Source organism: Pseudomonas sp. Xaverov 259 (assembly GCF_019352915.1).
Classification (GTDB): Bacteria; Pseudomonadota; Gammaproteobacteria; order Pseudomonadales; family Pseudomonadaceae; genus Aquipseudomonas.
The window spans coordinates 1094134-1118521 of the sequence record NZ_JAAAFV010000057.1 but is presented as its reverse complement, the minus strand read 5'-3'; the positions used below and the strand labels follow the sequence as shown (position 1 = coordinate 1118521).

The window sequence follows — 24388 nt, the reverse complement described above, 5'->3', positions numbered from 1 at the left end:
AATGCATTTCCCTGTGGGAGCCGGGCTTGCCCGCGATGGCCGCGCCTCGGTCTCAAGACGGCCGCAACACCTCACCCGTCGCCAAATCGCGAATCAGGCTCGGGTTCTTGCGCCCACCCAGGGCACCACCCAGTACCAAATCCACTTGGCCACGGAAATACTGCTCCACACGAAGCCGCGTGCGCGCCGCCGGGCGACCTTGCGGGTTGGCTGAGGTAGAGATCAACGGCCCCACCTGCGCGCATAAATCCCTCACCACTGGATGATCGCTGACCCGCAGCGCCACGGTGTCATGCACACCGGTCACCCATTCCGGCAACATGCCCTGATGCGGCACCAGCCAGGTATTGGGCCCCGGCCAGGTGCTGGCCATGCGGTCGATCCAGGTGTCCGGGAAGTCTTCAAACAGGAAATCGAACTGGCGGATATTGTCCGCCACCAGGATCAGCCCCTTGTCGACCGAGCGATTCTTGATCGCCAGCAGCCGGTCCACCGCGTCTTCGTTCCACGGGTCGCAGCCCAGGCCCCAGACCGCTTCGGTCGGATAGGCAATCACCGCGCCTGCGCGAATTTCTCGTGCGGCTTCCAGCACACGCCACCTGTTGACCATTGCTCACTCTCCGGACTAAAGCTGTGGGCAGTTTACCGATGTTCTTTGCAAAAACTAATTACATAAGCGTGCCACGCGCCAGCCAGCGACCGCTTTCGCAGATCACCTGCCCTTCAAGCTCAAGCTCGGTGAGCGCCGCCAGTACGTGGGATAAAGGCCGCCCGCTGGCAATCGCCAAGCCCTCGCTGGTATGGGGCGCCGCATGCAGCAGCGCCACCAGCGGATGGGTGACGGGTATTGGCGCCGGCCGCGACAACGCCTGCCAGCCGCGTAAGCCGTCCAGGATGTGCTCGATGGACTCCACCAGCGTTGCGCCGTCGCGAATCAGCTGATGGCAGCCCTTGGCGCCCGGGTGATGAATGGAGCCCGGAATCGCATACACCTCGCGCCCTTGCTCGGCGGCAAGCTTGGCCGTGATCAGCGAACCGCTGGCCATGCTGGCTTCCACCACCAGTACCCCCAGCGACAGGCCGCTGATAATCCGGTTACGCCGTGGGAAGTTGGCGGCCTGGGGCGCGGCGTCCAGCGGGAACTCGGAAACTACCGCGCTGCCTTGGGCAATCATCGCCGCTGCAAGCTGGCGGTGGCGTTGTGGATAAAAATTTTCGAGGCCGGTGCCGAGCACGCCGATTGTCTGCCCCCCGACATCTAATGCCGCTTGGTGCGCAGCGCCATCGATGCCCAAGGCCAAGCCGCTGGTAATGACAAAACCGGCGCTCGCCAGGCTGCGCGAAAAGGCGGCGGCAGTGTCCATCCCAGGGCGGGATGCACGGCGACTGCCGACCATGGCCAGCTGCGGTTTTTCGAGGATGTTCGGCTCGCCAGCAACGAATAATAACGGCGGTGCATCGTCAATCTGCGCCAGCAATGCAGGGTACTCAGGCTGGTCCCACATCAGTAAATGCTGGGCCGGGCGCTCCAACCATGCGAGCGCAGCACTGGCGCCATCGCGAATTTCAGGGCTGCGCCTGGCATCGGCGCTAATGGGTGGCAACCCGAGAGAACGCCAGGCACTCGCCGGTGCGCTGATGGCCTTGGAGGCAGAACCAAATGCCTCGATCAATACACGAAATCGCTTGGGGCCCAGTTCCGGCAGCCTGTGCAAGCGTAGTCGGGCTTCCAGTTCTGCAGGGGAAATTTCAGGGCTGTTTGTCGGATACATTTGATCGTCCTTGATCTGAACAAGCTGTGGATAACTCTGTTGGTAACTTATTTAGCAGGCTATTTATTGCGTTTGTCGGGCAGTCTCGAATCGATCCATTACCGCGAGTGAACGCGAGGCTCTGAGCACCAGGCCATAACTGAGTTTTTCGTAGGTGCGAAACACCAGCAGCGTGCCAGCATCTTCATCGGGGAGTTGGGTCGGGGCGCCCGTGAGGCTGTCGCGTACGCTCACGCCGGCCTTGATCACCGTGAGCAGGTGGCCTTCGGCCAGGCCGTCACGGCGACCCTTGTTCAAGGTCACGGCATCCATTACGCCGATCTGGGTGACGCCCTTGGGAATATCGATAATGCGCCCTTCGATGAAAGGCGCAGGCCCCAGGTTGGCCCATTCGGCGGGCGGTTCGGCGCGCAGCAAGCGGTCGCCCGGGCGCACTTCCTGGGTCACCCGTTGCACCGCCAGGGTGCTGAGGTCGCCTGCCATCACAAAGCGTGCGCTGCCGATGTCGTCGGCATTGATGCCCAGCAGCTCCTGGGTTTGCGGGTCGGTGTAGGTTTTGCCGCGACGAAAGATCCCATAGTCCGGTTGGGTCGGGTCCAGGTCACCGCGGGCATGCACGCGTTCACCGTTGGCGCCCAAGACTCTTCCTGCGTCGGCGGCAACAATGTAAGGCGCGTTGTCCAGGTCCTGGGGAGTATCGAAAATGCGGTTGTGCAGCAAAAAGTGGCGGATGGCGTGTTGCGTGGCCTGTTCCAGGCGCGGGCCGGGCTGGGGAACCAGGGCCATGGCGAGCGGCGCCCACAACAGCAAGACGAGTAGCGATTTCCTCATGGGGTCAATCTCCTTTATTATGTACGTTCGCGTGAAATGCCAGAGCCTTAGCGGCTTTCGAACCTTTCACACCGGCGGTCTGGGTCCATCCCAACGCCGATTTGCCTCTACCTCACATGTGCAGCAATTACGCTTATGGCTATTTTGAACATCCTCGAATTTCCCGACTCGCGCCTGCGCACGATCGCCAAACCGGTGGCCGTAGTGGACGACAAGGTTCGTCAGTTGGTCGATGACATGTTTGAAACAATGTATGAAGCCCCGGGCATCGGCCTCGCCGCCACCCAGGTCAACGTGCATCAGCGCGTCGTGGTCATGGACCTGTCGGAAGATCGCAGTGAGCCGCGGGTGTTTATCAACCCCGAGTTCGAACCGCTGACCGAAGAGATGGGCGAATACCAGGAAGGCTGCCTGTCGGTGCCGGAGTTCTACGAGAACGTCGAACGCCCGCTGCGCGTGAAGATCAAGGCCTTGGACCGTGACGGCAAGCCCTACGAGCTGATCGCCGAAGGCCTGCTGGCGGTGTGCATCCAGCATGAATGCGACCACCTCAACGGCAAGCTGTTTGTTGATTACCTGTCCACGCTTAAACGCGACCGGATCAAGAAGAAGCTGGAAAAAAAGCATCGCCAGCAAGCTTGATGCCCTTCTTCCAAAGGCTTGCTGCGGCAAGCCTTTTTCTTTTGTGACTGTTTTTAACCGAGACCTCCCATGACCGAGCCACTGCGCATTGTTTTTGCCGGCACTCCCGAATTTGCTGCCGAACACCTCAAGGCGCTGCTTGCCAGCCCTTATGACATCGTGGCGGTGTACACCCAGCCGGATCGCCCGGCCGGTCGCGGGCAAAAACTGATGCCGAGCCCGGTCAAGCAGTTGGCGCTTGAACACAACATCCCTGTGCTGCAACCGCCCACCCTGCGCAACGCCGATGCGCAAGCGGAACTGGCTGCGTTGAAGCCGGATTTGTTGGTGGTGGTGGCTTACGGTTTGATCCTGCCTCAAGCCGTGCTGGATATCCCGCGCCTGGGCTGCATCAACAGCCACGCTTCGTTGCTGCCACGCTGGCGCGGTGCGGCGCCGATCCAGCGCGCGGTGGAAGCCGGTGACCTTGAAAGCGGTGTGACCGTGATGCGCATGGAGGCGGGTCTGGATACCGGCCCGATGCTGCTCAAGGTTGCCACCCCGATCACGGCTGAAGACACCGGCGGCAGCCTGCACGACCGCTTGGCCGAGCTTGGCCCACCCGCCGTGATCCAGGCCATTGCTGGCCTGGCGGCCGGCACGCTGGAAGGCGAAGTGCAGGACGACAGCCTCGCCACCTACGCGCACAAATTGAACAAAGACGAAGCCCGAATCGACTGGAGCCGCCCGGCCGTAGAGCTGGAGCGCCTGGTGCGCGCCTTCAACCCGTGGCCGATCTGCCACAGCACCCTCAATGGCGAAGCCTTGAAAGTGCTGGCCGCCACCTTGGCGGAGGGCAAAGGTGCTGCGGGTGAAATCATCGGCGCCAGCAAGGACGGCCTGGTGGTCGCCTGCGGTGAACAGGCGCTGTGCCTGACCCGCCTGCAATTGCCTGGCGGCAAAGCACTGAACTTCGGCGACCTGTTCAACAGCCGTCGTGAGAAATTCGCCTTGGGCACGGTTCTCGGGGCGGTTGCTCAATGAACCCGCGTCTGGCCGCCGCCAAGGCTCTCGCTGCCGTACTCAACGGCAAGGCATCGCTGAACAGTTCGCTGCCTACGCAAATGGACAAGGTTGAAGACCGTGATCGCGGTTTCACCCAGGACCTGGCCTTTGGCACCGCCCGCTGGCAGCCGCGCTTGTCGGCACTGGCGGCCAAGCTGCTGCAAAAGCCGTTCAAGGCCGCCGATGCCGATGTAGAGGCGCTGCTGCTGGTGGGCCTTTATCAACTGCTCTACACCCGCGTGCCCGCGCATGCCGCCATCGGTGAAACCGTTGGTTGCGCCGACAAGCTGAAGAAGCCTTGGGCCAAGGCCTTGCTCAACGCCGTGCTGCGTCGCGCCCAGCGCGAGAGCGAAGCGCTGCTGGCCGAGCTGGAACATGACCCAGTGGTGCGCACGGCGCACCCGCGCTGGCTGCAAAAATCCCTGAAAGCCTTCTGGCCCGAGCAATGGGAAGCCATTTGCGCCGCCAACAATGCGCACCCGCCGATGATTTTGCGGGTCAACCGTCGCCATCACAACCGTGACGCCTACCTGCAATTGCTCACCGAGGCCGACATCATCGCCACGCCGTGCGTGTACAGCGTCGACGGTATTGTGCTGGAAGCGGCCACCGACGTGCGCAGCTTGCCGGGCTTTGCCGAAGGCTGGATCAGCGTGCAGGACGAGGCCGCACAACTGGCCGCCGACCTGCTCGACCTGGCCCCCGGCCAACGCGTGCTAGACGCCTGCTGCGCGCCAGGCGGTAAGACGTGTCACATTCTGGAAGTCGAAAAAGACCTGGCCGGTGTAGTCGCCGTCGACCTGGAGGCCAAGCGCCTGGTGCGTGTGCGTGAAAACCTTGCACGCCTGGGCCTGAGCGCCGAGCTGATCGCCGCCGACGGCCGCGATACCGCCACCTGGTGGGACGGCAAACCGTTCCAGCGCATCCTGCTGGACGCGCCATGTTCCGCCACGGGTGTGATCCGCCGTCACCCGGATATCAAGCTCACCCGCCAACCCGACGACATCGCCGCCCTGGCCGTGCTGCAAGGCGAGCTGCTCGATGCAATGTGGCCAACGCTGGAGGTCGGCGGCATCCTGCTTTACGCCACCTGCTCGACCTTGCCCACCGAGAACACCGAGGTGATCCAAGCCTTCCTCGCCCGCACCAGTGGCGCGCGGGAACTGGACCTCGCCACAGCGGCCGGTATCAAGCAGCCCCATGGCCGCCAGTTGCTCGCGCAAGAAGGCGGACACGATGGCTTCTACTACGCCAAACTGATCAAGATTGCTGCCGCGCGCAGCTAATGGGTTTAAGGGAGTGACCGGATGAAGATCATCATCCTTGGTGCAGGGCAAGTCGGCGGCACGCTGGCCGAGCATTTGGCCAGCGAAGCCAACGACATTACCGTGGTCGACACCGACAGCGAACGCCTGCGCAACCTCGGCGACCGCCTGGACATCCGCACCGTACAAGGCCGTGCGTCATTCCCGACGGTGCTGCGCCAGGCCGGTGCCGACGATGCCGATATGCTGGTGGCGGTGACCAACAGTGACGAGACCAATATGGTCGCCTGCCAGGTCGCCCACACCCTGTTCCACACGCCCACCAAGATTGCCCGCGTGCGCGAAGCCGCCTACCTGACCCGCGCCGGTCTATTCAACAACGATGCGATTCCGGTGGACGTGCTGATCAGCCCGGAACAGGTGGTGACCCACTACATCAAGCGTCTGATCGAAATTCCCGGTGCCTTGCAGGTGATCGACTTCGCCGAAGGCAAGGCGCAACTGGTGGCGGTGAAGGCTTATTACGGCGGGCCGCTGGTGGGCCAGCAACTGCGCCAGCTGCGCGAACACATGCCGAATGTGGAAACCCGTGTGGCGGCGATTTTCCGTCGCGATCGGCCGATTCTGCCCCAGGGCGATACGGTGATCGAAGCGGACGACGAAGTATTTTTCATCGCTGCCAAAGCGAATATTCGCGCCGTGATGAGCGAAATGCGTCGACTCGATGAGAGCTACAAACGCATCGTCATCGCTGGCGGCGGGCAGATTGGAGAGCGCTTGGCCGAGGCCATCGAAAGCCGCTACCAGGTGAAGATCATCGAGATGAACCCGGCACGCTGCCGGCATTTGTCCGACACCCTCGACAGCACCGTGGTCCTGCAAGGCAGTGCCTCGGACCGCGACCTGCTGATGGAAGAAAACATCGCCGACGCCGATATCTTCCTGGCCCTGACCAACGACGACGAGGCCAACATCATGTCCTCGTTGCTGGCCAAACGGCTGGGGGCGAAAAAGGTGATGACCATCATCAACAACCCGGCCTATGTCGACCTGATCCAGGGCGGTGATATTGACATCGCCATCAGCCCGCAACTGGCCACCATCGGCACCTTGCTGGCCCACGTGCGCCGTGGCGATATCGTCAGCGTGCACTCCCTGCGCCGAGGCGCGGCGGAAGCCATCGAGGCGATTGCCCATGGTGATTCGAAGTCGAGCAAGGTGATCGGCAAGGCGATCCGCGATATCGGCCTGCCGCCGGGTACCACCATTGGTGCAATCATTCGTGATGAAGAGGTGATCATCGCCCACGACGACACGGTGATCGCCACGGGCGACCATGTAATTTTGTTCCTTGTGGATAAGAAACATATTCGCGATGTGGAGAAACTGTTCCACGTGGGGCTGAGTTTCTTCTAGGCAGCCACAACAGCCTTCTTTCACTCAAGGTGACAATAAATGCTCGAATCCCTGGAAAAAATGCTCGCCAAGGGTGTGGATAATTCATTGCTGCGCTTTGGCTTGGGCAAGGGTTATCTGGACTTGAAGGACAATGCTAAAGCAGCCGAGCATTTGCAGAAATGCGTCGAGTTCGATCCGAAGTATTCGGCGGCATGGAAGCTGTTGGGCAAGGCTCAGCAGGGGCAGGGTGATAACGCTGCAGCACGTTTAGCTTGGGAAAAGGGCATAGAAGCAGCCCTGGCACATGGCGACAAACAGGCCGAAAAAGAGATGACGGTGTTTCTGAAGAAACTCGATCGCCTGGCTTAAGCGGAACCCAATGTGGGAGCGGGCTTGCTCGCGAAGGCGCCGTGTCAGTCACCTAATGTGTGTCTGATACACCGCCTTCGCGAGCAAGCCCGCTCCCACATTTGTTTTATGATCGTTCCCACGCTCTGCGTGGGAATGCAGCCCTGGGCGCTCTGCGCCTGCCCTTAAAACCGTGACGCGGAGCGTCACAGGCGGCGTTCCCACGCGGAGCGTGGGAACGATCACGTGGTCAGTACCACCGCGCCTCACCCGGCGGGCGCTTCTTGAAGCGCTTCATGCTCCACATGTACTGGCTCGGGTAGGCGCCGACATAACGCTCCACCACCTTGCTCATCGCCGCGCAGGAGGTGGCGGTGTCGGTGCTGTACATGTCTTCCGGCGCCGCTTCCAGAATCACTTTGTAACCCGAACCGTCCGGCAGCCGCAGGGCGTGCAGGAACACGCCGACGGCTTTATGGCCTGCCAGCATGTTCGGCACAAACTTGCTGGTCAGCGCCTGGGTGGCGAAAAACGGCACGAAGATGCCCGCAGATTCCGCCGGCTCCGGGTCAGCGGGAATGCCCACCTGGCCACCTTTGCGCACTTCCTTGATCACGCTGAGGATGCCTTCCTTGGTGGAAGCCGCCACGCGGTTACCCAGTTGCACGCGCTGCTTTTGCAGCAACTCATCCACCGCCTTGAGCTTGGGTGGGCGGTAGAAAATGATCGGCTTGCACTGGTTGCAATAGAAGTGGTTCAACACCTCCCAGTTGCCCAGGTGGCTGGTGATGCCGACCACGCCTTTGCCAGAGGCCAATGCCTCATGCAGCACTTCCAGGCCTTCGACTTCGCGCACCAGGTCGATGGAGCGCTGCGCCGGCCAGATCCAGGCGCAAGCGCTTTCGGTCAGCGACTTGCCGATGTCCATCAGGCTTTGGCCTACCAGACGCTCGCGGGCGGCCGGGTCCATGTCCGGGAAGCATTTGGAGAGGTTGATCCGCACCGTGTCGCGGGAGCGGTTGGGGGTTTTCCACATGAGCCAGCCAATCGCCGTGCCGACGGCTTGTACGGCGCGCCAGGGCAGCAGGGCAAACAACCGGAGAGCGCCTACCAGCAAGGCGCCTTTAAACTTTTCCACAGGTCACTCCTGATCGTGTGTGGTGCGCAAAGCGGGCATTCTAACCGGCGTTGGCCAAGTCCGCGTAACGGTCGCAGTCCTGAGTGTGGTCCATGACCATGCCCGAAGCCTGCATGAACGCATAGCAGATGGTCGGGCCGACGAAGGTGAAACCGGCCTTTTTCAACGCTTTGCTCATGGCTTCGGCCTCGGGCGTAATCGCCGGGACTTGGCTGCGATCGGTAAAGTGGTTGACCTTGGGCACACCGCCGACAAACGACCAGAGCAAGCCCACCGGATCCTCCAGCGCCAGCCAGGCAGCGGCGTTGCGACGAGTGGCGTTGAGCTTGAGGCGATTGCGCACGATGCCCGGGTCGAGCATCAGCGCTTCGATTTCAGCATCGGTCAGCCTGGCCAAACGCTGCGCATCAAAGCCGAACAAGACCTTTCGATAATGCTCGCGTTTGCGTAAAACGGTGATCCAGGACAGGCCCGCCTGGAACCCTTCGAGCAAAAGCAACTCGAACAAGCCCTGCGCATCGCGCAGCGGCGTTCCCCACTCCTGATCGTGATAAGCCATGTACAGCGGATCTTCAGAACACCAAAAGCAGCGTGGCATAAGGCTCCAGGGAGTGGTGGCAGGGCCGAATCGGGTATACTCCCGCTCTTTAAATCGCAGCCCAAGTAACAGGTGAATTTCGTGAGCCAGCCTACGCCAGCCGTGCGTACCTTCCAAGACTTGATCCTCGCCCTCCAGCAATACTGGGCCGAGCAAGGTTGTGTGGTACTTCAGCCCTACGATATGGAAGTAGGCGCCGGCACTTTCCACACCGCAACATTCCTGCGGGCCATCGGCCCGGAAACCTGGAACGCCGCTTATGTGCAGCCCAGTCGTCGCCCGACTGACGGCCGCTACGGCGAAAACCCGAACCGTCTGCAGCACTACTACCAGTTCCAGGTGGTACTGAAGCCCAACCCGGACAACTTCCAGGAGCTGTACCTGGGCTCGCTGAAGCATGTCGGCCTGGACCCACTGGTGCACGACATCCGTTTTGTCGAAGACAACTGGGAGTCGCCAACCCTGGGCGCCTGGGGCCTGGGCTGGGAAGTCTGGCTCAACGGCATGGAAGTGACGCAGTTCACCTACTTTCAGCAAGCCGGTGGCATCGAGTGCTACCCGGTAACCGGCGAAATCACCTACGGCCTCGAGCGCCTGGCCATGTACCTGCAGGGCGTGGATTCGGTCTACGACCTGGTGTGGGCTGACGGCCCGTTCGGCAAAGTCACCTACGGCGACGTGTTCCACCAGAACGAAGTGGAGCAGTCCACTTACAACTTCGAACACGCCAACGTCGACAAGCTGTTCGAACTGTTCGACTTCTATGAAAGCGAAGCCAAGCGCCTGATCGAACTCGACCAGCCGCTGCCGTTGCCGAGCTATGAAATGGTGTTGAAGGCGTCCCATACCTTCAACCTGCTGGACGCCCGCCGTGCTATTTCGGTGACCGCGCGCCAGCAATACATCCTGCGTGTACGCACCCTGGCGCGTTCCGTCGCCCAAGCCTACCTGTTGGCTCGCGCCAAGCTGGGCTTCCCGATGGCAACCCCGGACCTGCGTGATGAAGTGTTGGCTAAGCTGGAGGCTGCACAATGAGTGCTCAAGATTTCCTGGTTGAACTGGGCACCGAAGAGCTGCCACCCAAGGCACTCAATACCCTGGCCGATGCGTTCCTGGCCGGTATCGAAAAAGGCCTGCACAGCGCCGGTTTGAAATTCGCTGCGAAAAAAGTCTACGCCGCGCCACGTCGCCTGGCGGTGTTGCTGACCGCGCTGGAAACCCAGCAGCCGGACCGCAGCATCAACCTCGACGGCCCGCCGCGTCAGGCGGCTTTCGACGCTGAAGGCAATCCGACTCAAGCCGCCCTTGGTTTCGCCAAGAAGTGCGGCGTCGAGCTGAGCGAGATCGACCAGAGCGGCCCGAAACTGCGCTTCAGCCAAGTCATCACCGGTAAGCCAACGGCGAGCCTGTTGCCGACCATCGTTGAAGACTCGCTGAACGACCTGCCGATCCCCAAACGCATGCGCTGGGGTGCGCGCAAGGAAGAATTTGTACGCCCAACCCAATGGCTTGTGATGTTGCTCGGTGACCAAGTCATCGACTGCACGATCCTCGCCCAGACGGCTGGCCGTGATTCCCGTGGTCACCGCTTTCATCACCCAGAGGCCGTGCGCATCACCTCGCCCGCCAACTATGCCGCCGACCTGCGCGCCGCTTATGTGTTGGCCGATGCCAATGAGCGTCGCGAGCTGATCAGCAAGCGCACCGAAGAGCTAGCCCGCCTGCAGGAAGGCACCGCCATCGTGCCGCCAAGCCTGCTCGACGAAGTGACCGCGCTGGTTGAATGGCCGGTGCCGCTGGTGTGCTCGTTCGAGGAGCGTTTCCTCGACGTGCCGCAAGAAGCACTGATCACCACCATGCAGGACAACCAGAAGTATTTCTGCCTGCTGGATGTGGACGGTAAGTTGCTGCCGCGTTTTATCACCGTGGCCAACATCGAAAGCAAAGACCCGCAGCAGATCATCGCTGGTAACGAGAAAGTCGTGCGCCCGCGTCTGACTGACGCCGAATTCTTCTTCAAGCAAGACAAGAAGCAGAAGCTCGAAGACTTCAACCTGCGCCTGCAAAACGTGGTGTTCCAGGAAAAACTCGGCAGCGTCTACGACAAGGCCGTGCGCGTTTCCAAGCTGGCCGCCTACATTGCCCCGCGCATTGGCGGTGACGCTGCCTGGGCAGCCCGCGCTGGCTTGCTGTCCAAGTGCGACCTGGCCACCGAAATGGTCGGCGAGTTCCCGGAGATGCAAGGCGTTGCCGGTTACTACTACGCCCTCAACGACGGCGAGCCGGACGATGTGGCCCTGGCACTGAACGAGCAGTACATGCCGCGCGGCGCTGGCGCTGAGCTGCCAAGCACCTTGACCGGTGCGGCCGTGGCCATCGCTGACAAGCTGGACACCCTCGTCGGTATCTTCGGTATCGGCATGTTGCCTACCGGCAGCAAAGACCCGTATGCCCTGCGCCGTGCGGCCCTGGGCGTGCTGCGTATCCTGATCGACAAAAAGCTCGACCTCGACCTGACCCAGGCCGTGGTGTTTGCAGTCGGCCAGTTCGGCACCAAGGTCAAGCAAGCCGGCCTGGCCGAGCAAGTGCTGGAATTTGTGTTCGACCGCCTGCGTGCGCGTTATGAAGACGAAGGCGTGGACGTTTCCGTCTACCTGTCGGTACGTGCCCTGCAACCGGGTTCGGCGCTGGACTTCGATCAGCGCGTACAGGCCGTACAAGCCTTCCGCAAGCTGCCGGAAGCCGACGCCCTGGCCGCCGTGAACAAGCGTGTGTCGAACCTGCTGAGCAAGGCCGACAACCTCGGCAATGCCGAAGTCGACCCTGGCCTGTTTGCCGATGCCAAGGAGTTCTCGTTGAACTCGGCCATCGCCAAAGCGGAAAACGCCGTGAAGCCGCTGCTCGCCGAACGCAACTACGCCGAAGCCTTGGCGCGCCTGGCCACCTTGCGTGAGCCGGTGGATGCGTTCTTTGAAGCGGTGATGATCAATGCCGACGATGCCGGCGTGCGGAAAAATCGCTACGCCATGTTGGCGCGCCTGCGCGGCTTGTTCATCAACATCGCTGACATTTCCGTACTGGGCTGACCATGTTGAAACTGCTGATTCTCGATCGGGACGGGGTAATCAATTACGACTCCGACGCTTACATCAAGTCGGTGGCGGAATGGATTCCGCTGCCCGGCTCGATCGAGGCCATCGCGCAGTTGAGCAAAGCCGGCTGGACGGTGGCCATCGCCACCAACCAGTCCGGCATCGCCCGCGGTTACTACGACATCGCCACCCTGGACGCCATGCACGCGCGTTTGCGCACGCTGGTGGCCGAGCAGGGCGGTGAGGTGGGGCTGGTGGTGTACTGCCCCCACGGGCCGGATGAGGGCTGCGAGTGCCGCAAACCCAAGCCTGGCATGTTGAAAACCATTGCAGAACATTACAAGGTGCCTCTTGCTGGGCTATGGTTCGTCGGGGACAGCCTCGGTGACCTGGAGGCGGCCAAAGCCGTCGACTCTCAGCCAGTTTTGGTTAAGACCGGGAAAGGCGAAAAGACCCAGGCGAAAAACCTGCCGGTAGGCACTCTGATTTTTGACGATCTGGCGGCGGTTGCCGCAGAACTTATTAACAACTAGCCGCCCTCGACTTCCTGAACAAGGATTGCTCGGGAGTGTGCTTTTAGCAGGCGGGCCATGTCCCGCAACGGTAAATGCTGCCATGTCGATTTTGCAGGCCATCAGAACCTTCTTCTTTTACCTGCTGCTGGGCACCAGTTCGTTTCTGTGGTGCACCCTGAGCTTTTTTATCGCGCCGTTCCTGCCGTTCAAGGCGCGCTATCGCTTTATCAACGTCTATTGGTGCCGCTGTGCGTTGTGGCTGACCAAGGTATTCCTGGGCATCCGTTTCGAGGTCAAGGGCGCTGAAAACGTCCCGGACCAGCCCTGCGTGATTCTGTCGAATCACCAGAGCACGTGGGAAACGTTCTTCCTGTCGGCGTACTTCTCGCCGCTGAGCCAGGTGCTTAAGCGTGAGCTGCTGTACGTGCCGTTCTTCGGCTGGGCAATGGCCATGCTGCGGCCGATCGCCATTGACCGTGACAACCCCAAGGCGGCGCTCAAGCACGTGGCCAAAAAGGGTGACGAGCTGCTCAAGGATGGCGTTTGGGTGCTGATCTTCCCGGAAGGTACGCGTGTGCCGTATGGCACCGTGGGCAAGTTCTCACGCGGCGGTACTGCATTGGCGGTCAACGCCCATCTACCCGTGCTGCCGATTGCGCATAACGCCGGCAAGTTCTGGCCGAAGACCGGTTGGGCCAAACGCGAAGGCACGATCACCGTGATCATTGGCGAGCCGATGTACGCAGAAGGTGAAGGGCCACGCGCCATTGCCGCACTCAATGACCGCGCACAGGCGTGGAATGAAGCTCAGCAACGGGCCATGGGTTCGCTGCCGCCTGAGCCCGTTGTAATCGAGACACCGGCGATTTAGCGATCTGTGGATAACCTGTGTACGGTTTGTTGGCGAATTGACGTTTTTGCTTCATAACAAGCTGATTTACTTACATATTTCTCAAGCTCATAAAACCGCGAAAAACGTGCATAAGTTTTTCAGCATAAAAAAACCGGTCCTTGTGACCGGTTTTTTATGCACAGTAAAAAAGTACGTTTTTCATTCGTCGAGCAGCGGCAGTTGCACGCTGAAAGTCGAGCCTTTACCCACCTGGCTTTCACACAGAATGCGACCGCCATGGCGCTCCACCACAGCCTTGACCATGGTCAATCCCAACCCCAGGCCCTCACTGCCCTGAGCCGAGTCAAAGCGTCGGTACTGGCTGAACAACTCCGGTAAATCCTCTGGCGCAATGCCAGGTCCTTGATCGCTGATACGGCATTCCAGCCACCCTTGCGCGCTGCTATGGCTCAAGGTGACGGTGGTGCCGGAAGGGGAATACTTGATCGCATTCTCCAGCACGTTGAATAACGCGCGGGTCAGCAGCGACTGGTCGGCGCAGACCATGCCTTCATCGGCCTCGTCCAGGTCATGGACCAGTTGAATGCCTTTGAGTTGGGCAATGACCGCCACTTGATCGAAAGCATCCATGACCAGCATGGCAAACAGCGTGGGCTGAAACTGATAGCCGTCGGCTTCGGCTTTGGCCAGTTGCACGAAGGATTCAGTCAGGCTCAGCGCGCGCCTGACCTGTTGCTCGATCTGAGCAAACACCGGCGACTCACCGTTATGCACGTCCAGCAACGCCAGGATCGCCGAGTGCGGCGCACGCAGGTCATGGGACAGGAAGCGCAGCATGGTTTCACGGTGCTGCTGCGCTTCGCGCTCTTTGCTCAGGTCTGTGAGGCTCAGCAGCCAGCCAAGGGCAACGTCACCTTCGGCCGGTAGCAAGGGCGCTAGCTCAATGCGCAGGCTGCGCTGATGGATGTCGCGAAACTCAACGAGTTCCAACGCTGAGAGAGCAGGGCGTACGCCATTGTGCAGCGGCGGATAACCCAGATCGGCGAGTTGTTCGAGCAGGTTTTGGTTGACCAGCTCGTTACTGAACACTTCACGCGAAATTCTATTGGCCAGCAGGATGTTGCCTCTGGGGTCGGTAATCAGCGTGGCCACCGGCAGGCACTCGAGGCCATCAGCCATAAACCGCCGCGTGTCACGTGTACGGCTTACCGCTTGTTCCAGGGCAAAGATCCGCGCTTGCAGCACATCGCCCTTGCTCGCGGGAGCTCGCCGACGCTCGGGTAGCACTTTGGGCTCATTATCCAGGCGCGCCAGTTCCCAGCCGAAGTAGGCCAGGATCACGCTGAGGCGCCGCCAATTCCATATCAGGTAGCTGAGCAGCAAACCAATCAGGCACGCAGCCGGCGACCACCAGTGGCCCAGGCGCAGCAACACCCACGCGCCAAGCAATGCGGTGGCCATACAGCCCAGGGTCATCCAGAGTGCGTAGCGGGGGCGATACAACAACAGGCCTAGTAACAATGCTACCCAGATAGTCGCCATCAGTGCCGACACTGCGCCGGGCAGATCCACAATGCTGCGCCCTTGCAGCAGGCCGTTGAGCACGTTGGCCTGGATCTCAACACCCGCCGTGGTGCCGACAGTCGAGGAGAGCGGGGTGACGAAACGATCGCCCATGCCGGACGCTGTGGCGCCTACCAGAACAAGCCGGCCCCGCAGCCGTTCTGGATCGACCTCACCGCGCAGGACGCTGGCATAGGAGACTGTAGGAAAACGGGTGTCGGCAGCGATGAACGGGATCCGAATGGCGTGCTCGCGATGCCACGACGGGTTGATTTGCGGCAGGGGCTCTCCTGGCATCTCAGACGCCTGGCCGCTCAATGCGTAGGCCATCCACGCCAACTGCGGCGTAGTGTCACCGGGTGGGCCCTCACGCAAAAAAAGGCTGCGCACCACGCCGTCACTGTCCGCTTCGACATTGATATGCCCCAGGCCTTTAGCGCATTTGAGCAGCGGCAGAACTTGCGCGTCGGGCGCGCTGTAGCTGGCCGCCTCCTCACGCAACAGTGGCAGTACCACGTTGCCGGCGCCGCATACAGCGGCCGCGAGGCGTTGGTCGTTGGCGAGCACACCGGGCTCACTGAAGATCACATCGAAGAGGATGGCCGCCGGTTGCGCGGCACTCAGGCGGTTAATCAGGTCGGCGTGCAAACTGCGCGGCCAGGGCCAGCGGCCCAGCTCTTTCAGGCTAGGGTCGTCGATGGTCACCAGCACAATGCGCGGGTCTACCGGCAGGGGCGCCAGGCGCCTGAGGCTGTCATATAGCGGGTTGTTAAGCGCCAGGCCCGGGCTCAACGAGAGGTAAGCGGTCATTGGCAATAACAGCAAACCTATCCACAACCACTCGCGCACCAGGCCGTGGAACAGGCGCTGGGCATGGGTGGGCTGGCGTTTCTCGGCCTTGCGCCAAAGCATCATGGGTTAACCACCGCTGGCCTGTGCCTGGGTGGCGGGTGGGTAATAGAAGATGTCATAAACCCCGGTTTCTCCCTCCAGGCCCTGCGCGTCATAGGCGGACAAACGCACGTGGTAAAACGATGCTTTGAGCCCAGTGAAGCGCATTTTCGGCTCACTGGAAAAGTTTTCCTGCTTGATGTTCATAAAGGCTGAGTCGGTCGCCACTTGGGCACGGTAGCGCAGTGCACCGGGCAATGGCCGCAGGTACAGGCTCCAGACCGGCGACTGGCCTTTCTGGCCGTCCTGGCCAACCAATACAGGCGCGGGCAAAAGCTCCATGGTCTTGAGTTCACCTTGTTGTCTGATCAGCAGACCTTGGCGTGCGTCCACCTTCACTTCGGCTGCGGCGCTGCCTGCTGCGCGGTTAACCGCTACCTGGCCATTAAGCACTTCGAGCACAGATTGCTCGCCGTCATTGCGCACGCGAAAGTGCGTGCCGCGCACGCCCAGAACGCCGACGGGCGTCATGATCTGAAAACGGTCGTAGTCACTGGACCGCTTGATCACATAGGTCTCAACCTGGCCCTGTTCCAGAATGACCTGGGGAATCGCCTGTTTCTCCACAAGGTGCAGGCGCACCTGTGAACTGGAGGGCAGCACCACGCTGGAACCATCACCCAGGCGCAGGCTGACAAAAGCCGATTCCGACGTCTTCACGCCTTCTTGCTCATCAATGCTCATCCCTTCCAGCAGGGGCTGTGCCCTGCCTTTGGCATCGAGCTTCCAGGCTTCACCCGTCAAATGCTGCACAACGGCCGGCAGCGGTTGTGCGCGGCACTGGTACGGCTCGTCAATATGAGCGGGGCGATAGGGCGTGGCCGCCTGCGCAGTATCGATGACCAAAGGCAGCAACGCGGGTAGGGCACACCATAATCGATAGGCAGAACAGGTCATGGTGCTCATCACCCGGGTAATTTCAGACGGCATCTGACCTCGGCACGCAGAGGTTTACGGCAGCGCATGTGTCGGCTGATCCTTTTCCTCAGGGGTGGGAGCCGGTATCTTTCGACTAGCAGGTACGAAGACTTTAAACGGGTTTACGGCCCTTTGATATCAGCGTACCGATAGATCCTGTGAGCATTGAGTCTGGCCACAATTGTTCAGATTCAACTACAGGCATCTACGCATTACATACGCGATTGAACAAGCCGTCGGCTGTCGTATTTTTTGTAGAAAGGACCCACCCATGCGTGTCGCAATACTGGACGACGAACCCGCTGAATTGCGTCGGGTTGAACAGACGCTGCGACAGATCCCCAGCACCGCAGAGCAACCCTGGTCCCTGCATTTCTTCGAGCGCGGAGAAGACCTGCTGCGCCAACTGCGCCGCGAAACCTTTGACCTGTTGATACTCGACTGGCAACTGCCCGACATCACGGGTATCGCATTACTGCGCTGGACGCGCGAGCACATGGACTCACCACCCGCCGTGATCATGTTGACCAGCCGAGATGCCGAGAGCGATATCGTCACCGCACTCAACAGCGGGGCGGACGATTACGTCAGCAAGCCGTTTCGGCCAAATGAACTCAAGGCTCGGGTTAACGCAGTGCTACGCCGCCATGGGCTGCAAAAGCCAGCGACTAATGAGGTACAGAGTTTCAACGACCTTACCTTTGATGATGCCGAGCTGACGGTGACACGCGCGGGTAAGCCGATCAATCTCACTGAGCGTGAATACCGCCTGGCCAGTTGCTTGTTCGCCAACCTGGCACGGCCACTGTCTCGGGAGTATCTGTATGAGCGGTTTTGGAGCCATGAAGAAATGGTCTCCTCACGGCCACTGGATACACATATTTATCGGCTGCGTAACAAGCTGGGGTTGACCGCCGACAGAGGTTGGCAGCTGCTGACCATCTATGGGTACGGCTACCGGTTGGAGAGTGTGGCGGCGGCGGCCCAGGGTTAAAAACGCTGATGTTCCACGTGGAGCAATTGTAAAACCCTTTAGTTTCACGCAATAAAAAAGGCCAACGCTAAACGTTGGCCTTTTTGTTTTAGCGGGTAGCCTGATCAGAAATCCAGGTTAGACACCGCCAAGGCATTGCTCTCGATGAAGTCACGACGAGGCTCGACCGCATCACCCATCAGGGTGTTGAAGATCTGGTCTGCGCCAATGGCGTCTTCGATGGTCACGCGCAGCATGCGACGCTGAGCAGGATCCATAGTGGTTTCCCACAGTTGATCCGGGTTCATCTCGCCCAGACCTTTGTATCGCTGGATAGTGTGGCGCTTGGTGCTTTCGGCCATCAACCAGTCCAGGGCTTCCTTGAACTCCTTGACCGCTTTCTTACGCTCGCCACGCTGGATGTAAGCACCGTCGTCCAACAGGGTGCTCAATTGCGCGCCGAGGGTGACCACGGTTTTGTAGTCGTTGCTGCCAAAGAAGTCGCGGTTGAAGGTGACGTAGTTCGACAGGCCGTGGGAGATCAGTTCGACCTCTGGCAGCCACACGTTACGTTCACGGTCTTCACGCAGGCTGGCTTTGTACACCAGGCCAGACTTCTCGACGGTGCGCAGGCGCACTTCGTACTGAGCCAACCAATTCTGCATGTGGGCGTGATCGCCCAACTGCTCGAGGCTCACGGAAGGCAGGTAGATGAAGTGCTCGGTCAGCTCCTGAGGGTACAGGCGCGACAGACGCTTGAGGGTCTTCATCACCATGCGGAAGTCGTTAACCAACCGCTCCAGCGCCTCACCGGAAATGCCCGGGGCCTCGTCGTTCAAGTGCAGGCTGGCGTCTTCCAGGGCCGACTGCGTCATGTACTCTTCCATGGCGTCGTCGTCTTTGATGTATTGCTCTTGCTTGCCCTTTTTCACTTTGTACAACGGCGGCTGAGCGATGTAGATGTAGCCACGCTCGATCAGCTCCGGCAACTGACGGAAGAAGAAGGTCAGCAGCAGGGTACGAATGTGCGAACCGTCGACGTCAGCATCGGTCATGATGATGATGTTGTGGTAACGCAGCTTGTCGATGTTGTACTCGTCGCGGCCGATACCGCAGCCCAGCGCCGTGATCAAGGTGCCGACTTCCTGAGAAGAAATCATCTTGTCGAAGCGAGCCTTCTCGACGTTGAGGATCTTACCCTTCAACGGCAGGATGGCCTGGGTGCGACGGTTACGACCCTGCTTGGCGGAACCGCCAGCAGAGTCACCTTCCACCAGGTACAGTTCGGAGAGGGCAGGGTCCTTCTCCTGGCAGTCAGCCAGTTTGCCCGGCAGGCCAGCGATATCCAACGCGCCTTTACGGCGGGTCATCTCACGGGCCTTACGCGCCGCTTCACGGGCACGTGCCGCGTCGATCATCTTGCCGACGACCAGTTTGGCTTCGTTCGGGTTTTCCAGCAGGAAGTCGGAGAAGTACTTGCCCATCTCCTGTTCCACTGCGGTCTTCACTTCGGAAGACACCAGCTTGTCTTTGGTCTGGGAGCTGAACTTTGGATCCGGCACTTTCACCGAGATAATCGCAGTAAGCCCTTCACGCGCATCGTCACCGGTAGTGGCCACTTTGTGCTTCTTGGCCAAGCCTTCCGCTTCGATATAGGTGTTCAGGTTACGCGTCAGTGCGGAACGGAAACCCACCAAGTGAGTACCGCCGTCGCGCTGTGGAATATTGTTGGTGAAACACAACAGGTTCTCGTTGAAGCTGTCGTTCCACTGCAGGGCGATTTCAACGCCGATGCCGTCTTCACGTTGGATGTTGAAGTGGAACACCTGGTTGACCGCAGTCTTGTTGGTGTTCAGGTATTCAACGAACGCACGCAGGCCGCCTTCGTACTTGAACAGTTCTTCCTTACCGCTGCGCTCGTCCTTGAGGACGATACCGACACCGGAGTTAAGGAACGACAGTTCACGAATACGCTTGGCCAGGATGTCCCAGCTGAAGTGGATATTCTTGAAGGTTTCGTCAGAAGGTTTGAAGTGAATCTGCGTACCGGTAGTTTCACTTTCGCCAACGATTTTCATCGGCTCTTGTGGAACACCATGGACGTAGGTCTGTTCCCAGATCTTGCCGCTACGGCGAACAGTCAGGATCAGCTCTTCGGACAGGGCGTTCACCACCGACACACCTACACCGTGCAAACCGCCGGAGACTTTATAGGAGTTGTCGTCGAACTTACCGCCGGCGTGAAGCACGGTCATGATGACCTCTGCCGCCGATACGCCTTCTTCTTTGTGCACATCAACCGGAATGCCGCGACCGTTGTCGCGCACGGTGATGGATTCATCCGGGTGGATGATAATGCTGATGTCGTCGCAGTGACCGGCCAAAGCTTCGTCGATGGAGTTGTCGACCACCTCGAACACCATGTGGTGCAGACCGCTACCATCATCGGTGTCGCCGATGTACATACCGGGACGTTTGCGTACGGCATCCAAACCTTTCAGCACTTTAATGCTGGTCGAGTCGTACGTGTTTTCTTCGCTCATGCCTTCACTCCCGATGGTCGTGGGTCTGGGTGATACGGCCCTGTTCCACGTGGAACAAAGCGACTGGCGTTTCCGTCTGCCAGCCTTCCCTCAATAATTCGTGGTCTACACAGGTGATAAACACCTGGCAGCGTAAGTCTTCCAACAAGCGGCACAACGCGCGGCGGTGTTGCTCGTCGAGTTCGGACGGCAAGTCATCCACCAGATAAATACACTGACCGCGCCGGGCTTGGCTAACCAAATGCCCTTGAGCAATACGCAGTGCACACACCACCAACTTTTGCTGACCACGGGACAAGATATCCGCGGCATTGTGTGCGCCTAATCTAAGACGCAAATCAGCACGTTGTGGGCCTGCCTGGGTATGGCCAATTTGCTGATCCCGCTGCAAGGACGTGGCGAGCACTGCGCTCAGCTCACGTTCTTTATCCCAACCACGGTAGTAGCTCAGCGTCAGCCCCTCGAGTTCCAACAACTCACTCAAGGTCTGCTCAAAGACTGGTTTCAAGGCTTTGATATAGGTACGGCGGTATTCATCTATTTCGTCGCTGGCCAGGCACAGTTCCCGGTCCCAGGCTGCTTGCGAAGCGGCGTCAAGTGTACCATGCCGCAGCCATGAGTTCCGCTGCCGCAGGGCCTTCTGCAGGCGCTGCCAAGTGGCCATGAAGCGCGGTTCCACGTGGAACACTCCCCAATCGAGGAACTGCCTGCGGATTTTCGGCGCACCTTCCAGCAGGCGGAAGCTGTCTGGGTTGATCAGCTGCAACGGCAGGATTTCTGCCAATTGCGCGGCGCTGCGGGCATTTTGCCCGTCGATGCGAATCTGGAACTCACCGCCGCGATCGCGGGATATCCCCAGTGCGCTATGCCCACCTTCTGCCAGTTCAACTTGACCAAACACTGTGCAAGCTGGCTGTTCATATTGAATCACCGGTAACAAGCGAGCACTACGGAAGGAACGGGCGAGCCCTAGCAGATGGACGGCTTCCAGCACGCTGGTTTTGCCGCTACCGTTAGCGCCGTAAAGGATATTGATGCGGGGAGAGGGGGAGAAGGTCACCGGGTGCAGATTGCGCACCGCGGTGACAGAGACGCGACTGAGGGACATCTAGCTTCTGCTGAGCATGATTACAGGCGCATCGGCATAACAACGTAAGCCGAGTCGTCGTTGTCGGATTCTTGCACCAGGGCACTGCTGTTGGAGTCCGACAGAATCAGGCGAACCTGTTCGGTGGTCATCACGCCCAGTACATCCAGCAGGTAGCTCACGTTAAAGCCGATTTCCAGCGAGCCGCCGTTGTAGTCAACGCCGACTTCTTCTTCCGCTTCTTCCTGCTCCGGGTTATTGGCCTGGATTTTCAGCTGACCGTTGGCCAGTTGCAGACGAATACCACGGTACTTTTCGTTAGACAGAATCGCAGTACGGCTGAACGCTTCACGCAGCGCCTGACGATCGCCGATCACCAGCTTGTCGCCACCTTTTGGCAGCACACGCTCGTAATCCGGGAATTTGCCGTCGACCAGCTTGGACGTGAAGGTGAACTCGCCGGTGGTGGCGCGAATGTGGTGCTGACCCAGGACGATGCTGACATTGCCATCCGGCTCGGTGAGCAGACGCGCCAGTTCAAGGATACCTTTACGCGGCACGATGACTTGGTGACGGTCCGGCTGGCCGATATCTGCACGCATCGAACACATGGCCAGGCGGTGACCGTCGGTGGCCACTGCACGGATAACGCCTTCAGCGACCTCCAGCAACATACCGTTGAGGTAGTAACGCACGTCCTGCTGGGCCATGGCGAAGCTGGTGCGCTCGATCAAACGGCGCAGTTTGCTTTGGTCCAGGCTGCAGGTCAGCGAGCCTGGGCCTTCTTCGACGGTAGGGAAGTCATTGGCCGGCAAGGTCGACAGCGTGAAACGGCTGCGACCGGCCTTGACCACCAACTTCTGCTCATCAACCCTGATGTCGATCAGCGCGTCGTTGGGCAGGCTCTTGCAGATGTCCATCAGCTTACGTGCTGGCACGGTGATTTCGCCGGGCTCAGCCGGTTCTTCCAGCTGCACACGACCCACCAGTTCGACTTCCAGGTCGGTACCGGTCAAAGACAATTGCTGGCCTTCGACCACCAGCAATACGTTGGAAAGCACCGGCAAGGTCTGTCGGCGCTCGACGACGCCTGCGACCAGTTGCAGGGGTTTCAACAGGGCTTCGCGTTGAATGGTGAAATGCATGGTCTAGTCCCTTGCCTTAATAAGCTGCGCTGGTGCCATCAGGTAGTCAGTGTACGCAGCAGGTTCTTGTAGTCCTCGCGAATATCCGCGTCGGATTCCTTAAGTTCATTGATCTTGCGGCACGCGTGCAAGACCGTGGTGTGGTCGCGACCGCCAAACACATCACCGATTTCCGGCAGGCTATGGTTGGTCAGCTCTTTAGAGAGCGCCATCGCCACCTGGCGTGGACGTGCCACCGAGCGCGAACGGCGCTTGGACAGCAGGTCGGAAATCTTGATCTTGTAGTACTCAGCCACGGTGCGCTGGATGTTATCCACACTCACCAGCTTGTCTTGCAGGGCCAACAAGTCTTTCAGGGATTCGCGAATCAACTCGATGGTGATGTCGCGGCCCATGAAGTGCGAGTGTGCAATGACCCGCTTGAGCGCGCCTTCCAGCTCACGCACGTTGGAGCGAATGCGTTGGGCGATAAAGAAGGCCGCATCGTGGGGCAGGTCGACTTTCGCCTGGTCGGCCTTTTTCATCAGGATCGCCACGCGGGTTTCCAGCTCCGGCGGTTCTACCGCAACGGTCAGCCCCCAGCCAAAGCGTGACTTCAAGCGTTCTTCCAGGCCTTCGATTTCCTTCGGGTAACGGTCACTGGTCAAGATGACCTGTTGGCCGCCTTCAAGCAGGGCGTTAAAGGTGTGGAAAAACTCTTCCTGGGAACGTTCCTTGCGAGCGAAGAATTGAATGTCATCGATCAGCAAAGCGTCCACCGAACGGTAGAAGCGCTTGAATTCATTGATTGCGTTGAGCTGCAAGGCCTTGACCATGTCAGCGACGAAGCGCTCCGAATGCAGGTACACAACCTTGGCATTCGGGTTCTTCTTTAATAGATGGTTACCCACAGCGTGCATCAAGTGGGTTTTACCCAAGCCAACCCCACCATAAAGGAAGAGTGGGTTGTAACCATGCTTGGGGTTATCGGCTACCTGCCAGGCGGCCGCGCGGGCCAACTGGTTGGATTTACCTTCGACGAAGTTCTCAAAGGTAAACGTACGGTTCAGATAACTGGTGTGCTTGAGCGCACCTTCCACCTGCACGGTGCGCTGTTCGGCGCGAACCGGTGCTTGTTGGGAGCTGGCGCCGGCCATCGGGTCGAAGCTGTCACGCGACGGCTCTTCATTTATAGGCGCGTTTTTCTGCGATGAGGATTTCGACGGTGCCTGGGCAACGGGCGCCGACGAGTTATTAACAGGTGCCGGTGCCGCTTGGGCTTGCGACGCAGCAGCAGCCAACGGCGCATTCGGCGCAGCGCGAGGTGCAGAACTGCGTTTGCTGCCTATTAATAAGGAAAGCACGGGCGCAATGCCGTTGCCGTGTTCATCGAGCAATTCGAGAACGCGGCTCAGGTATTTTTCGTTGACCCAGTCGAGAACAAAACGATTCGGCGCGTAGACACGCAACTCGTCGCCTTCGGCTTCGACCTGTAGCGGACGGATCCAGGTGTTGAATTGCTGGGCAGGCAGCTCTTCGCGCAAAAGCTCCACGCACTGCTGCCAAAGTTCCACTGACACGGATATCCCCTAAGTTGAAAGCCGGTGAGGCAAAAACAGCCGCCATTGTAGCGGCCAGTCGCCCACTTATCCACATGTAGGTTGCTCACAGGGCAGCCAAAATCAATGTGTTAAGTACAAAAAAGCCGACCAATGGTCTGTGCATAAGCTCTG

The 24388-nt window shown here is 59.7% G+C and carries 21 protein-coding genes; 10 read left to right on the top strand and 11 right to left on the bottom strand.

All coding sequences use genetic code 11. From position 1 onward, the window contains the following. Window positions 1-52: 52 nt before the first annotated feature. The 3 genes from K0H48_RS27925 to K0H48_RS27915 all read right to left on the bottom strand — a co-directional run bounded on the left by K0H48_RS27925 (window position 53) and on the right by K0H48_RS27915 (window position 2603). Window positions 53-610, bottom strand: a complete 558-nt coding sequence (locus K0H48_RS27925; protein ID WP_219337524.1) for an L-threonylcarbamoyladenylate synthase — start codon at window positions 608-610, stop codon at window positions 53-55. A gap of 58 nt (window positions 611-668) precedes the next feature. Next, window positions 669-1772, bottom strand: a complete 1104-nt coding sequence (gene dprA / locus K0H48_RS27920) for a DNA-processing protein DprA (protein ID WP_219337523.1) — start codon at window positions 1770-1772, stop codon at window positions 669-671. Between the two features lie 63 nt (window positions 1773-1835). Beyond that, window positions 1836-2603, bottom strand: coding sequence for a peptidoglycan-binding protein (locus tag K0H48_RS27915; RefSeq protein WP_219337522.1), 768 nt, complete (start codon window positions 2601-2603; stop codon window positions 1836-1838). 135 nt (window positions 2604-2738) lie between these two features. Here K0H48_RS27915 and def point away from each other — a divergent pair, with 135 nt between their 5' ends. The 5 genes from def (at window position 2739) to K0H48_RS27890 (ending at window position 7321) form a co-directional block, all read left to right on the top strand. Next, window positions 2739-3245 (top strand): peptide deformylase, encoded by a 507-nt coding sequence (gene def, locus K0H48_RS27910; protein WP_017135146.1) that lies wholly within the window; start codon window positions 2739-2741, stop codon window positions 3243-3245. A 69-nt stretch (window positions 3246-3314) separates the two neighbouring features. Beyond that, a complete protein-coding gene (gene fmt / locus K0H48_RS27905; protein ID WP_219337521.1) occupies window positions 3315-4268 on the top strand; it encodes a methionyl-tRNA formyltransferase in 954 nt (317 codons plus the stop codon). Next, window positions 4265-5575 carry a 16S rRNA (cytosine(967)-C(5))-methyltransferase RsmB gene (gene rsmB, locus K0H48_RS27900; RefSeq protein ID WP_219337520.1) on the top strand — a complete coding sequence of 437 codons (1311 nt, stop codon included), beginning with the start codon at window positions 4265-4267 and terminating at the stop codon, window positions 5573-5575. Before fmt ends, rsmB begins: the two co-directional genes overlap by 4 nt. A 21-nt stretch (window positions 5576-5596) precedes the next feature. Continuing rightward, window positions 5597-6970 carry a Trk system potassium transporter TrkA gene (gene trkA / locus K0H48_RS27895; protein WP_219337519.1) on the top strand — a complete coding sequence of 458 codons (1374 nt, stop codon included), beginning with the start codon at window positions 5597-5599 and terminating at the stop codon, window positions 6968-6970. Window positions 6971-7009: 39 nt separating this feature from the next. Beyond that, a complete protein-coding gene (locus K0H48_RS27890; protein ID WP_065932011.1) occupies window positions 7010-7321 on the top strand; it encodes a lipopolysaccharide assembly protein LapB in 312 nt (103 codons plus the stop codon). Between the two features lie 229 nt (window positions 7322-7550). Here K0H48_RS27890 and K0H48_RS27885 read toward each other — a convergent pair whose 3' ends face one another. Beyond that, window positions 7551-8438 carry a lysophospholipid acyltransferase gene (locus K0H48_RS27885; protein WP_219337518.1) on the bottom strand — a complete coding sequence of 296 codons (888 nt, stop codon included), beginning with the start codon at window positions 8436-8438 and terminating at the stop codon, window positions 7551-7553. A 40-nt stretch (window positions 8439-8478) separates the two neighbouring features. Beyond that, window positions 8479-9036: a DNA-3-methyladenine glycosylase I gene (locus tag K0H48_RS27880; RefSeq protein ID WP_017135140.1), complete on the bottom strand. Its 558-nt coding sequence runs from the start codon at window positions 9034-9036 to the stop codon at window positions 8479-8481. Window positions 9037-9117: 81 nt separating this feature from the next. Between K0H48_RS27880 and glyQ the strand changes: the two genes are divergently transcribed. The 4 genes from glyQ (at window position 9118) to K0H48_RS27860 (ending at window position 13514) form a co-directional block, all read left to right on the top strand. Beyond that, window positions 9118-10071, top strand: a complete 954-nt coding sequence (gene glyQ, locus K0H48_RS27875) for a glycine--tRNA ligase subunit alpha (RefSeq protein ID WP_003187265.1) — start codon at window positions 9118-9120, stop codon at window positions 10069-10071. Further along, window positions 10068-12122 carry a glycine--tRNA ligase subunit beta gene (gene glyS / locus K0H48_RS27870; RefSeq protein WP_219337517.1) on the top strand — a complete coding sequence of 685 codons (2055 nt, stop codon included), beginning with the start codon at window positions 10068-10070 and terminating at the stop codon, window positions 12120-12122. The genes glyQ and glyS overlap by 4 nt, the downstream gene beginning before the upstream one ends. Before the next feature lie 2 nt (window positions 12123-12124). After that, window positions 12125-12661, top strand: coding sequence for a D-glycero-beta-D-manno-heptose 1,7-bisphosphate 7-phosphatase (gene gmhB / locus K0H48_RS27865; RefSeq protein ID WP_219337516.1), 537 nt, complete (start codon window positions 12125-12127; stop codon window positions 12659-12661). Window positions 12662-12743: 82 nt separating this feature from the next. Next, window positions 12744-13514 (top strand): 1-acyl-sn-glycerol-3-phosphate acyltransferase, encoded by a 771-nt coding sequence (locus tag K0H48_RS27860; protein WP_219337515.1) that lies wholly within the window; start codon window positions 12744-12746, stop codon window positions 13512-13514. A gap of 180 nt (window positions 13515-13694) precedes the next feature. Here the strand turns inward: K0H48_RS27860 and K0H48_RS27855 are convergent, their stop codons facing one another. Both K0H48_RS27855 and K0H48_RS27850 read right to left on the bottom strand, forming a co-directional pair. Then, window positions 13695-15974: a CHASE2 domain-containing protein gene (locus tag K0H48_RS27855; RefSeq protein WP_219337514.1), complete on the bottom strand. Its 2280-nt coding sequence runs from the start codon at window positions 15972-15974 to the stop codon at window positions 13695-13697. A gap of 3 nt (window positions 15975-15977) precedes the next feature. Continuing rightward, the gene (locus K0H48_RS27850) at window positions 15978-16907 is read right to left on the bottom strand and encodes a FecR domain-containing protein (RefSeq protein ID WP_257627139.1); all 930 of its coding nucleotides are present in this window, start codon (window positions 16905-16907) and stop codon (window positions 15978-15980) included. Window positions 16908-17199: 292 nt separating this feature from the next. Between K0H48_RS27850 and K0H48_RS27845 the strand changes: the two genes are divergently transcribed. Beyond that, entirely contained in the window at window positions 17200-17922 is a 723-nt protein-coding gene (locus K0H48_RS27845; RefSeq protein WP_056860953.1) for a response regulator transcription factor, read from the top strand. 104 nt (window positions 17923-18026) lie between these two features. Here the strand turns inward: K0H48_RS27845 and gyrB are convergent, their stop codons facing one another. Genes gyrB through dnaA form a run of 4 tightly spaced genes read right to left on the bottom strand, consistent with a single transcriptional unit; the run spans window position 18027 to window position 24235 of the window. After that, window positions 18027-20444 (bottom strand): DNA topoisomerase (ATP-hydrolyzing) subunit B, encoded by a 2418-nt coding sequence (gyrB, locus tag K0H48_RS27840; RefSeq protein ID WP_219337513.1) that lies wholly within the window; start codon window positions 20442-20444, stop codon window positions 18027-18029. A 4-nt stretch (window positions 20445-20448) separates the two neighbouring features. Further along, window positions 20449-21552, bottom strand: a complete 1104-nt coding sequence (gene recF, locus K0H48_RS27835; RefSeq protein WP_219337512.1) for a DNA replication/repair protein RecF — start codon at window positions 21550-21552, stop codon at window positions 20449-20451. A gap of 20 nt (window positions 21553-21572) precedes the next feature. Next, on the bottom strand, window positions 21573-22676 hold the full coding sequence (dnaN, locus tag K0H48_RS27830) for a DNA polymerase III subunit beta (RefSeq protein ID WP_219337511.1): 1104 nt from the start codon (window positions 22674-22676) through the stop codon (window positions 21573-21575). Between the two features lie 38 nt (window positions 22677-22714). Beyond that, window positions 22715-24235, bottom strand: coding sequence for a chromosomal replication initiator protein DnaA (gene dnaA / locus K0H48_RS27825; RefSeq protein WP_138813199.1), 1521 nt, complete (start codon window positions 24233-24235; stop codon window positions 22715-22717). Window positions 24236-24388: the final 153 nt, after the last annotated feature.

What these genes read in the sequence shown, in the direction of transcription:
- K0H48_RS27925 (WP_219337524.1), bottom strand. Translation starts at nt 610, where the DNA reads ATGGTCAACAGGTGGCGTGTGCTGGAAGCCGCACGAGAAATTCGCGCA.
- dprA (WP_219337523.1), bottom strand. Translation starts at nt 1,772, where the DNA reads ATGTATCCGACAAACAGCCCTGAAATTTCCCCTGCAGAACTGGAAGCC.
- K0H48_RS27915 (WP_219337522.1), bottom strand. Translation starts at nt 2,603, where the DNA reads ATGAGGAAATCGCTACTCGTCTTGCTGTTGTGGGCGCCGCTCGCCATG.
- def (WP_017135146.1), top strand. Translation starts at nt 2,739, where the DNA reads ATGGCTATTTTGAACATCCTCGAATTTCCCGACTCGCGCCTGCGCACG.
- fmt (WP_219337521.1), top strand. Translation starts at nt 3,315, where the DNA reads ATGACCGAGCCACTGCGCATTGTTTTTGCCGGCACTCCCGAATTTGCT.
- rsmB (WP_219337520.1), top strand. Translation starts at nt 4,265, where the DNA reads ATGAACCCGCGTCTGGCCGCCGCCAAGGCTCTCGCTGCCGTACTCAAC.
- trkA (WP_219337519.1), top strand. Translation starts at nt 5,597, where the DNA reads ATGAAGATCATCATCCTTGGTGCAGGGCAAGTCGGCGGCACGCTGGCC.
- K0H48_RS27890 (WP_065932011.1), top strand. Translation starts at nt 7,010, where the DNA reads ATGCTCGAATCCCTGGAAAAAATGCTCGCCAAGGGTGTGGATAATTCA.
- K0H48_RS27880 (WP_017135140.1), bottom strand. Translation starts at nt 9,036, where the DNA reads ATGCCACGCTGCTTTTGGTGTTCTGAAGATCCGCTGTACATGGCTTAT.
- glyS (WP_219337517.1), top strand. Translation starts at nt 10,068, where the DNA reads ATGAGTGCTCAAGATTTCCTGGTTGAACTGGGCACCGAAGAGCTGCCA.
- gmhB (WP_219337516.1), top strand. Translation starts at nt 12,125, where the DNA reads ATGTTGAAACTGCTGATTCTCGATCGGGACGGGGTAATCAATTACGAC.
- K0H48_RS27860 (WP_219337515.1), top strand. Translation starts at nt 12,744, where the DNA reads ATGTCGATTTTGCAGGCCATCAGAACCTTCTTCTTTTACCTGCTGCTG.
- K0H48_RS27855 (WP_219337514.1), bottom strand. Translation starts at nt 15,974, where the DNA reads ATGATGCTTTGGCGCAAGGCCGAGAAACGCCAGCCCACCCATGCCCAG.
- K0H48_RS27850 (WP_257627139.1), bottom strand. Translation starts at nt 16,907, where the DNA reads ATGACCTGTTCTGCCTATCGATTATGGTGTGCCCTACCCGCGTTGCTG.
- K0H48_RS27845 (WP_056860953.1), top strand. Translation starts at nt 17,200, where the DNA reads ATGCGTGTCGCAATACTGGACGACGAACCCGCTGAATTGCGTCGGGTT.
- gyrB (WP_219337513.1), bottom strand. Translation starts at nt 20,444, where the DNA reads ATGAGCGAAGAAAACACGTACGACTCGACCAGCATTAAAGTGCTGAAA.
- recF (WP_219337512.1), bottom strand. Translation starts at nt 21,552, where the DNA reads ATGTCCCTCAGTCGCGTCTCTGTCACCGCGGTGCGCAATCTGCACCCG.
- dnaN (WP_219337511.1), bottom strand. Translation starts at nt 22,676, where the DNA reads ATGCATTTCACCATTCAACGCGAAGCCCTGTTGAAACCCCTGCAACTG.